The organism is Microbacterium sp., assembly GCF_043427715.1.
Taxonomy (GTDB): domain Bacteria; phylum Actinomycetota; class Actinomycetes; order Actinomycetales; family Microbacteriaceae; genus Microbacterium.
Window position 1 is genome coordinate 22,557 of record NZ_JBHWTD010000062.1, and the last position, 8,304, is coordinate 30,860.

Below are 8,304 nucleotides of genomic sequence, written 5' to 3' on the forward strand. Positions count from 1 at the left end.
GGATCAGCCGGCGTACGTGCCGACCAGGCGCACCGCGCCACCGTCGACACCCTTGGCGCCCTGCTCGTAGTCGCCGTCGGGCCGCGCGGCATCCGACACCGTCCCGACCTGCCAGGTGTCGATGCCCTCCGCCGTGAGAAGGGATGCTGCGGCCTCCGCCTGCTCGGCCGCGACGACGGCGAGGAAGCCGATGCCGAGGTTCCAGGTGCCCTCGGTCTGCTCCAGCGACAGGTCGCCAAGGTCCGCGAGCACGCGGAAGACCGGCGACGGCGACCAGGTGGAGCGGTCGACGTCGACCCAGGTGTTCTGCGGGAGGACGCGCGCGAGGTTGGCGGCGATCCCGCCGCCGGTGACGTGGCTGAGGGAGTGGATCGCGCCGGGCATCGCGTCGATCGCGCGCAGCAGCGGCGACGTGTAGAGGCGAGTCGGCTCAAGGAGCTGCTCTCCCCACGTGCGGCCGAAGTCGGCGGCGTGGTCGCCGTAGCCGATGCCCGCGTTCGCGATGATGTGGCGGATGAGCGAGTAGCCGTTGGAGTGGGGGCCGCTGGAGGCGAGGGCGAGCACGACGTCGCCCGAACGGACCCGGTCGGCGCCCAGCACGGCATCCGCTTCGACGACACCCGTCGCGGCTCCCGCGACGTCGTAGTCGTTGATGCCCAGCAGGCCCGGATGCTCGGCGGTCTCGCCGCCGACGAGCGCGGTGCCGGTCGCGGAGCAGCCGTCGGCGATGCCGCGGACGATGTCGGCGATGCGCTCAGGGAAGACCTTGCCGGTGGCGATGTAGTCGGTCATGAACAACGGCTTCGCGCCGACCACGACGATGTCATCGACGACCATGCCGACGAGGTCCTGGCCGATCGTGTCGTGCTTGTCGATGGCCTGCGCGATGGCGACCTTCGTGCCGACGCCGTCGGTCGAGGTGGCCAGAAGCGGCTTCGAATACCCGAGCAGGGCCGAGGCGTCGAACAGTCCGGCGAAGCCGCCGACACCACCGAGGACTTCGGGCCCGTGGGTGCGGCGGACAGCCGATTTCATCAACTCAACGGCGAGGTCTCCCGCCGCGGTGTCGACGCCGGCTGCGGAATAAGGATCGGTGGGAGTCGAGGCCACCCCCTCAGCCTACCCGTCGCCGCCGCTCCGCCGGTGCCCGTGAGTGCTCCCCCGGGGCGTGGTCGCGGCCGCGCGGGCTCGCCGTCGCCGCGCACCGCGTGCGCTAACTCCTCAAGAACTCGCCGGATCCGGACTCGGAAGGCCGGTCGACGCCCATCGGCGGCGAAAGTGAGGAGTTACGGCCGCACAGAAGCCGGCGCCCGCCAGGGACGAGCGCCGCCGGAGAGCGCCGGGATCCGGCCGGGCCGGCGGCCGGGACCCTATGATGGCGCCATGAGCGGGGCTGACCGGCCCGAATGGGTCGTGCGAGAGGATGCCGGGGCTGCGGTGCTCGTCGCCCTGTTCGTGCGCCAGGCGCTGGGGATCCGCTCGCCCGAGGAGCTCCCGCACCTGCGGAATGCTCCCGCCGCTGTCGCCGCGGCGGACGACGACGATCAGCGCCTCCTCGAACGCCAGTGGCTCGCCTACTGGGCGATGACGGTCGAACCGCAGGCCCACCCCTCCCCGGTTCCGCTCGACCTGGTCGACGGGTTCGAGACGCTCGCAGTGCTGCCCGTCGAGGGTTTTGACGAGCTGCGCGCGGCGATGACCCCCCATGCCGTGCAGGCGGTCGCCTTCGCGCGTCACGAGAGTGAGCGGTACGCGATGCACAGCCGCGGCGGGTCGGCCAGCAGCTACCGGGCCTATGCGAGCGCAATCGCCGAGCACGAGCGGCGAGTCGGGCGCCGCGCACACTCATTCGAGCTGAATGTGCAGGTGCTCCCGCTCACCCAACGCGGTGTCTGGTGGATCGGGTCGCTCACGATCGCCGTCACCGACGGGCTCCGCGGAGATGTCGCCTCGTTCGATCCGGCGATTCAGCCGATCATCGCCGAGATCGCCTGACGCGGTCAGCCGGTCTGCCCATCCTCCTCGCGCACCGTCTCGTGCGTGATCTGCACCGTGCGCGTGCGGCGGCGCGAGGAGCGGTCGAAGATGAGCGCGACGGCGGCGCCGAGCGCCAGTCCCACCGGCACGCACACCAGCAGGAGGAACCCGAAGACCTGGGTCGTCGAATACGTCACTCCGGTGCTGGGGCTCGCAGCGGTGCCGCCGAACGCGAACGTCAGGATCAGCGCGGCGAGCAGTCCCACGGCGGCGCCCACGGCGAAGAAGACCCCGAAGCGGGGGCTGCGGCGCAGTTCCGCGGATTCGACGTGCGACTCGGAGTGCTCGATCATTCCCCCATTGTCCCACGCGCCGCGGGCGCGGTCAGGGGTGGTGCTGATCGGGCTCGGGGAGGTCCGTGGGCCCGGTCGAGTGGGTCGGCTGATCAGCGGATGCCGCATCGCGCCGTCGCCGGGCGATGGAACCCGCCGCGAGGAGCACCGCCACGACAAGGGCCAGCGCGCCGACGCCGAGCCCGATCCAGAGTCCCTGACCGTCGGCGTCATCGGCCGCACCGGGGGCGGCGCCGGTGGTCTCCGAATCCGGGGCTCCCGTCGCCTCGGGCGCCGGGCACTCGGCGACGACGGTGAGGTCCAGCGCCCCCGGTTCCCCGACCCACCCGGTGATCGCGTCGTCGGCGAAGGAGGTCGGCGCCTCGACGGCGGTGACGGTGACGGTCTCGCCGTCCTCGGTGACCGCGGCTCCGCGCAGGTCGATCGTCGCGAGGGGGGCCTGGGCTGCGGAGGACGAGCCCTCGGCATCCACATCGAAGAGGAGCTGTCCGGAGTCTTCGGCAAGGACGACGGTGCCGCCCGACAGCGTCGTCTTGACTCCGGCGTCGCTCGCGAAGGAGAGTGTGCCCTCGAAAGCGATGCTGCCGACGGGGCCGACCGGGTCGACGACGCCACTGCCGTCGGTGAACGAGATGGCCTCGTCGTCGGTGGAGACGGCACCGGACGCGATCAGTTCGCTGGATCCCGCCTCCCAGAGGACATCGGCGACCGTGACCGTGCAGGCGACGGTGTCGGTCGCGGATGCAGGAGTGGGGGCGGCGAGCAGCGCAGCGGGCGCGACGACCATGAGCGCGGCAGTCAGCGCTGCGGGCGTCATGGTGCGGGTCATCGTGCTCCTCTCCGGAGCGATCGTACGGGAGCGTCGGCCGTGAGGAGTCGGGCCCGGCGGCAGCTCGGGCACCGGCGAGGCCGGCTGATGCGCGAGGCGCACCGCTCAGGGCCGCAGCGGCAGGAGCCCGATGAGGTCGGCGCGCGTGCCGGACGCCTGCACGCGGCCGGCCGTGACGGCGTCGGCCCACGCGAGCTCACCGGTGGCGAGGCCGATCCAGGTCGCGGCATCCGTCTCGATCACATTCGGCGGAGTCCCTCGGGTGTGGCGCGGTCCCTCGACGACCTGCACGGCACCGAAGGGCGGAACCCGCACCTCGACGGAGTTGCCCGGAGCCTTCTCGGCAAGCAGCTGCAACAGGTAACGGACCGCGGTGCCGAGATCGGCACGGGTCGTGCTGCCCTCGCGGACGGCGGCGAGCGCGTCGCGGCCGTCGCCGGTGGTGATCTTCCGCGCCATACCGACGACGGTAGCGCGCCGAGGCTGCCTCAGGACCCACGCTCCCGCACGCCCACGCTCCCTCAGGCCCCACGCTCGCTCAGGCCCACACCCCCGTCGGAGCGACACCTCCGCCGGTAGGATGGCCGGGTGAAGATCCTCGTTCTCGGTTCGGGTGCCCGCGAGCACGCCATCATCCTCGCTCTCCGCGCCGAAGCAGCAGGCCACGAGATCCTCGCCGCACCCGGCAACGCGGGGATCGCCGCCGATGCGACCCTCGTGACCCTCGACCCGAACGACCCGGCCACGGTCACCGGATACGCCTTCGAGAACGACGTCGACCTCGTCATCATCGGCCCCGAGGCCCCGCTGGTCGCGGGCGTCGCCGATGCGCTGCGTGAGCGCGGCATCCCGGTGTTCGGTCCCGGCAAGGCGGCTGCTCAGCTGGAGGGCTCGAAGGCGTTCGCGAAGCGGATCATGGATGCCGCGGGCGTTCCCACCGGCCGCGCTGCGCGCGCGCACACGCTCGACGAGGTCGCCGCCGCGCTCGACGAGTTCGGCGCTCCGTACGTCGTGAAGGCCGACGGCCTCGCCGCCGGCAAGGGCGTCATCGTCACGGAGGACCGCGCTGCGGCCCTCAGCCACGCCGAGACCTACCTGCCCGTCGGCGGCGTGCTGGTGGAGGAGTTCCTCTCCGGCCCCGAGGTGTCACTGTTCTTCGTCTCCGACGGCGACACCGTCCGCCCGCTGAGCCCTGCACAGGATTTCAAGCGCGCGTACGACGGCGACGCCGGCCCCAACACCGGCGGCATGGGCGCGTTCTCGCCGCTCCCCTGGTTGACCGACCGGTTCGGCAGCGAGGCGGATTTCGTCGCCGAGGTCACGCGCACGGTCGCCGAGCCGGTGATCCGCCAGCTCGACGTCGAGGGCACGCCGTTCATCGGCCTCCTCTATGCGGGGCTCATCCTCACCGACGACGGCATCAAGGTCATCGAGTTCAACGCGCGCTTCGGCGACCCGGAGACCCAGGTGGTCCTCCCCCGCCTCACCAGTCCGCTCTCCCGGCTGCTCCTGTCCGCGGCATCCGGCACCCTCGAGTCCGAGCCGCAGCCCGAGTTCGCCGCCGACGTGGCGGTGACCGTCGTGCTCGCCAGCGAGGGCTACCCCGAGTCCCCCGTGACGGGTCGCCCGATCCGCGGCGTGGACGACGCGGCATCCGTCGACGGCGTGCACCTCACGCACGCCGCGACCGCGGCGCAGGACCGCGGCTTGGTGGCCACCGGCGGTCGGGTGCTCAACGTCGTGGCCACGGGAGCGGACTTCGCCGCCGCCCGCGAGCGCGCGTACGCCGCGATCGAGCGGATCTCCCTCGAGGGCGCGCACTTCCGCACCGACATCGCGGCGCGCGTAGCGGGGTGACCGCAGGAACGGCTGACCGCAGCGCCCGTGCGGGTCGCTCGGCGACAGCGCCTGACCTGCCCCGCGCCCGACCCGGACGTCAAGGCATCGGCACGACCTGCGCCCAGAAGCGGTCGATCGTGTCGGTGCTGGTGACCGCGAACTGGTAGGCGGCGTCCGTGGCGTCGGCGAGCGTGAGTCCCTCCGACATCGCGGGCCCCTCGCACTCGACGAGGAGCGCACCCGTCGGATCGGTCGTCCCCGATTCGCTGGCAGCGGCCCAGGTGAACTCCAGGGTGGCGCCTGTCACTGCGGGTCGGCAGTCGTAGCGGATCTGATACAGCGCCCCTGTCCGTGCGAGCCCGGCGATGGTGGTCTCCGTGACGGGGCTACCGTCGGGGCCGTCCGACACGTACACGATGCGCGCGATCTCGTCGTCGCTCGCCGGCGGCACCTCGTAAGCCGCCGCGATGTGCGGTGGCGCGGCAGGATTCGTCGCTTCGGCCGGCTCCTGCACCGTCGGCGTCTCCTGCGGCCGAGTGTGGCTCGGGTCGGGGCCGACCATGTCGGTGGAGATGCACCCGGCCAGGGTGAACGCGACGAGCGTCGCGAGGACGGGAGCTGCGGCACGGTGCATCATGGCGTCAGCCTAGGGCGCCGGGTCCCGCCGGCGTGCCAGCGACGTCATCCGCTCACACGAGCCTCGCCGCAGCGTCGATAATGAGCAGGTGACGGATGCCGCGACCCCCCTCCCCGGTTGGACCCACATCTACTCCGGCAAGGTGCGCGACCTGTACCGCCCGGTGGGCGGAGACGGGTCGAGGCTGCTGGTCGTCGCCAGCGACCGGGTGAGCGCGTTCGACCACGTGCTGGAACCAGCGATCACCGGCAAGGGGGCTCTCCTGACGAGCCTCAGCCTGTGGTGGTTCGACCAGCTCTCCGGCGGAGACGGCGGCCGCCCGATCCCCAACCACCTCATCGAGGGCGAGGAAGCGCCGATCGAGACCGCCGGTCGGGGGATGATCGTCACCGCACTAGACATGCTGCCCGTCGAGTGTGTCGTCCGCGGCTACCTGACCGGGTCGGGATGGGCCGAGTACCAGGCCGACGGCACGGTGTGCGGCATCCCTCTCCCGAGCGGCCTGCGAAACGGAGATCGCCTGCCGGAGCCGATCTTCACGCCCGCCTACAAGGCTCCGCTGGGCGAGCACGACGAGAACATCTCGTTCGAGCGCACCGTCGAGCTCGTCGGCGCCGAACGCGCGGCAGAGCTCCGAGACACGTCGCTGGAGATCTACCGCCGCGCCGCCGCCCTCGCCGAGGCGAAGGGCCTCATCCTCGCCGACACGAAGTTCGAGTTCGGCCTCGACGCCGAGGGCACGCTGACGCTCGCCGACGAGGTGCTCACGAGCGACTCGTCCCGGTACTGGGATGCCGCGGCCTGGCGCACCGGCACCACCCCCGCTGAGCGCATGGCGAGCTTCGACAAGCAGATCGTTCGCGACTGGCTCGCGGCGAACTGGGCCCACGCGCCCGGAGGCTCCGCGCAGCGCGTGAGCGATGCGTCGAGTGGGCGTGGGGAGGACAAGCAGGGGACGCCGCCCGAGCTCCCCGCGGACATCGTGGAGCGCACCGCGGCGAAGTACCGCGAGCTCCGCGACCTGCTGACCGCCTGAGAAACATCCGCGCGCGCTCCGATCGCGCACCGCCGCGCGCCGATACTCTGATCGCTGCCCCACCCCCACCCGACTATCTGAGGAGCTCCCGCATGCCCACGTGGACCCTGCACGGCGACGGACGTCGCATCGCACCCGGCGCCGTCGTCGCCCCGAACGAACGGCTCGGCTGGGGCAGCACCATCGCCATCGGCGGTCAGCACGTCGTCGCGATGTTCGGCGCCACCTTCCTGGTGCCGCTCATCACCGGCTTCCCGGTGACGACGACGCTGTTCTTCTCCGGTGTGGGCACGCTGCTCTTCCTGCTGCTCACCCGCAACCGCCTGCCCAGTTACCTCGGCTCGTCGTTCGCGTTCCTCGCGCCGATCCTCGCCGCGGGCCCGGGTGAGGGGAAGCCGCTGGAGACGCCGGAGCAGATCGGGCAGGCCCTCGTCGGCGTGTTCGTGGCGGGCGTGCTGCTGGCCGGCATCGGGTTCCTCGTGCAGGCGACCGGCACCCGCTGGCTCGAGCGCCTCATGCCTCCTGTCGTCTCGGGCGCGATCGTCGCCCTCATCGGCCTGAACCTCGCTCCCGCCGCCTGGAACAACTTCAAGAGCGACGCCCTGCTCGGGACGATCACGCTCGTCGCATGCATCCTCTTCGCCGTGCTCTTCCGCGGATTCCTGGGCCGCATCTCGATCTTCCTGGGCGTCCTCGTCGGCTACGCGGTCGCCGTCGCAATGGGGCGCGTGGACTTCTCTGGCGTGTCCAAGCTCATCGACGAGAACGCGTGGGTGGGCCTGCCGACCTTCCACCTGCCCGCCTTCACCGACCCGGTGGCCTGGAGCCTCGTGCCGATGTTCCTGCCCGTCGTGCTGGTGCTCGTGGCCGAGAACGTCGGCCACGTGCGCGGCGTCGCCACGATGACCGGCGACCCGACCATCAACAACCGCACCGGTCGAGCGCTGGTCGCCGACGGCCTCGCCACCACCCTCGCCGGCGCCTTCGGCGGATCGGGCACGACCACCTACGGCGAGAACATCGGCGTCATGGCGGCGACCCGCATCTACTCGACCGCCGCGTACTGGGTCGCCGGCATCATCGCGGTGCTGCTGTCGTTCTCGCCGGTCGTCGGCGCCATTCTCTTCACGATCCCGAACGGCGTCATCGGCGGCGTGACCACGGCCCTCTACGGCCTCATCGGCGTCATCGGCATCAAGATCTGGGTCGACAACCAGGTCGACTTCTCGCGGCCGGTGAACCAGTACACCGTCGCGGTGGCCTTCGTCGTCGCGATCGCCAACTTCACGATGGACCTCGGCCAGCTGCAGTTCGGCGGGATCGTCCTCGGCACGGTCGCCGCCCTGGCGATCTACCACGGCGGCAACGCGATCGCCCGTGCGCGCAAGACGGGTGCCGACGACGGCGGCCCCATCGTCCCGATCGGCCAGCTCGGCGGCGACCCGCAGTAACGCAGCCCGCGGGAATGCGCCGGGGCGCGGATTAGTTGTAGCTACACATGACTGATCTCGCCCCGGCATCCGCCCGCCTTCACGCGGCTACGCGGATGGATGCCGTCACCCTTCTCGTCGGCGACCTCGACGCGCAGACCGCGTTCTACCGTGACGTCGTGACCCTGCAGGTGCTGGATGCC

Annotated in this window: 9 protein-coding genes; 4 read left to right on the forward strand and 5 right to left on the reverse strand. The window is 71.6% G+C overall.

Annotation, left to right across the window (positions count from 1 at the left end; translation table 11 throughout):
• Positions 1–3: 3 nt before the first annotated feature.
• Positions 4–1,110, reverse strand: coding sequence for a phosphoribosylformylglycinamidine cyclo-ligase (gene purM, locus ACHFGS_RS06275; RefSeq protein ID WP_394279325.1), 1,107 nt, complete (start codon positions 1,108–1,110; stop codon positions 4–6).
• A gap of 273 nt (positions 1,111–1,383) precedes the next feature.
• On the opposite strand from purM, the gene ACHFGS_RS06280 reads away from it, so the two are divergent.
• Entirely contained in the window at positions 1,384–1,995 is a 612-nt protein-coding gene (locus ACHFGS_RS06280; protein ID WP_394279324.1) for a zinc-binding alcohol dehydrogenase, read from the forward strand.
• A 5-nt stretch (positions 1,996–2,000) separates the two neighbouring features.
• On the opposite strand, the gene ACHFGS_RS06285 is transcribed toward ACHFGS_RS06280, so the two are convergent.
• From ACHFGS_RS06285 to ACHFGS_RS06295, 3 genes are all read right to left on the reverse strand, one after another.
• Positions 2,001–2,330, reverse strand: a complete 330-nt coding sequence (locus ACHFGS_RS06285) for a potassium transporter Trk (RefSeq protein WP_394279323.1) — start codon at positions 2,328–2,330, stop codon at positions 2,001–2,003.
• Between the two features lie 31 nt (positions 2,331–2,361).
• Positions 2,362–3,159: an HtaA domain-containing protein gene (locus tag ACHFGS_RS06290; protein ID WP_394279322.1), complete on the reverse strand. Its 798-nt coding sequence runs from the start codon at positions 3,157–3,159 to the stop codon at positions 2,362–2,364.
• Positions 3,160–3,264: 105 nt separating this feature from the next.
• Positions 3,265–3,618 (reverse strand): sterol carrier family protein, encoded by a 354-nt coding sequence (locus tag ACHFGS_RS06295; RefSeq protein WP_394279321.1) that lies wholly within the window; start codon positions 3,616–3,618, stop codon positions 3,265–3,267.
• Positions 3,619–3,747: 129 nt separating this feature from the next.
• Here ACHFGS_RS06295 and purD point away from each other — a divergent pair, with 129 nt between their 5' ends.
• On the forward strand, positions 3,748–5,016 hold the full coding sequence (gene purD / locus ACHFGS_RS06300) for a phosphoribosylamine--glycine ligase (RefSeq protein ID WP_394289286.1): 1,269 nt from the start codon (positions 3,748–3,750) through the stop codon (positions 5,014–5,016).
• Between the two features lie 79 nt (positions 5,017–5,095).
• Here purD and ACHFGS_RS06305 read toward each other — a convergent pair whose 3' ends face one another.
• Positions 5,096–5,635, reverse strand: a complete 540-nt coding sequence (locus ACHFGS_RS06305; RefSeq protein WP_394279319.1) for a hypothetical protein — start codon at positions 5,633–5,635, stop codon at positions 5,096–5,098.
• Between the two features lie 88 nt (positions 5,636–5,723).
• Between ACHFGS_RS06305 and ACHFGS_RS06310 the strand changes: the two genes are divergently transcribed.
• Both ACHFGS_RS06310 and ACHFGS_RS06315 read left to right on the forward strand, forming a co-directional pair.
• Complete coding sequence (locus ACHFGS_RS06310) at positions 5,724–6,671, forward strand: phosphoribosylaminoimidazolesuccinocarboxamide synthase (protein WP_394279318.1); 948 nt, start codon at positions 5,724–5,726, stop codon at positions 6,669–6,671.
• Between the two features lie 92 nt (positions 6,672–6,763).
• Positions 6,764–8,122 carry a uracil-xanthine permease family protein gene (locus ACHFGS_RS06315; protein ID WP_394289287.1) on the forward strand — a complete coding sequence of 453 codons (1,359 nt, stop codon included), beginning with the start codon at positions 6,764–6,766 and terminating at the stop codon, positions 8,120–8,122.
• The last annotated feature ends 182 nt before the right edge of the window (positions 8,123–8,304 follow it).

Excerpts from the sequence above, each read along its gene's own strand:
- ACHFGS_RS06280 (WP_394279324.1), top strand. The coding sequence starts at position 1,384 with ATGAGCGGGGCTGACCGGCCCGAATGGGTCGTGCGAGAGGATGCCGGG.
- ACHFGS_RS06315 (WP_394289287.1), top strand. The coding sequence starts at position 6,764 with ATGCCCACGTGGACCCTGCACGGCGACGGACGTCGCATCGCACCCGGC.
- ACHFGS_RS06305 (WP_394279319.1), bottom strand. The coding sequence starts at position 5,635 with ATGATGCACCGTGCCGCAGCTCCCGTCCTCGCGACGCTCGTCGCGTTC.
- ACHFGS_RS06285 (WP_394279323.1), bottom strand. The coding sequence starts at position 2,330 with ATGATCGAGCACTCCGAGTCGCACGTCGAATCCGCGGAACTGCGCCGC.
- ACHFGS_RS06290 (WP_394279322.1), bottom strand. The coding sequence starts at position 3,159 with ATGACCCGCACCATGACGCCCGCAGCGCTGACTGCCGCGCTCATGGTC.
- ACHFGS_RS06295 (WP_394279321.1), bottom strand. The coding sequence starts at position 3,618 with ATGGCGCGGAAGATCACCACCGGCGACGGCCGCGACGCGCTCGCCGCC.